General features: G+C 40.9%; 1 pseudogene and 1 other annotated feature. The pseudogene reads right to left on the minus strand.

The window, feature by feature from the left end:
- Positions 1-833: pseudogene (locus I2F62_RS13070) on the minus strand (IS3 family transposase); the annotation flags it as partial.
- Positions 442-558: a sequence feature (AL1L pseudoknot), on the minus strand. It overlaps the preceding pseudogene by 117 nt.
- Positions 834-883: the final 50 nt, after the last annotated feature.

An 883-nucleotide genomic window follows, 5' to 3' on the forward strand; every position in this document is an offset into this window, starting at 1 on the left:
CGTATTCATACGTGTTGAAACTTTCCAGCCTACGATTGCTCGTGAAAATACATCAATAATAAATGCCGTATAGACCCAGCCTGAATTGGTCTGAATATAGGTGAAGTCAGCCACCCAAAGGTTATTCGGGTGTTGTGCCGTAAAATCACGTTTCACTAAATCATCTGCACGTTTTTGATCATCACGGCTACGTGTAGTTTGCTTATTCTTACCCCGCCATACACCTTGTATATCAAGCTTTTGCATCAATCGAGTAACACGACAACGTGCAATGGCATAGCCTTCTTTCTTCAATTGCTCCCACACTTTACGAATGCCATAACGACCTGAACTATCACGCCATATTCGTTTAATTTCTTCTGCATAATGCTCATCATGCAAAGCTCGTTTAGAACGTTTATCGGGGTTTTTAGTCAAATCTAGATGGCGATAATAAGTGGATGGTGTAATCGGTAATATGGTGCAGATGGCTTCTACACCATATTTGATTTTATTGTTGTGAATGAAATCGACCATTATTTGCGTGGGCGGTCGAGCTCCGCCTGGGCGAAAAAAGCGGCTGCTTTACGAAGAATTTCATTTGCTCGCTGTAGTTCTTTATTTTCACGCTCAAGTTTTTTAATACGTTCTTGATCAGACATCTGTTGAACTTTGGCAGGATTTTGGAGATCAAGATGTTTCTGATACCAAACACGTAATGTTTCGGGTGTACAACCAATTTTAGGGGAAATCGCAGTGATTGCAGCCCAATTTGAGGGATAATCTTTTTCAGATTCTAGAACTAAGCGAACTGCTCGTTCTTTGATTTCAGGAGTATAGTTTGATTTTTTCATCGGAGTAGTTTCTCAGGAAAAGTGGTCTCCGACAAAACCGGTACGGTTCA

Origin of the sequence: Acinetobacter sp. MD2(2019) (genome assembly GCF_035615615.1) — a bacterium.
In the GTDB taxonomy this organism is placed as follows: Bacteria; Pseudomonadota; Gammaproteobacteria; order Pseudomonadales; family Moraxellaceae; genus Acinetobacter.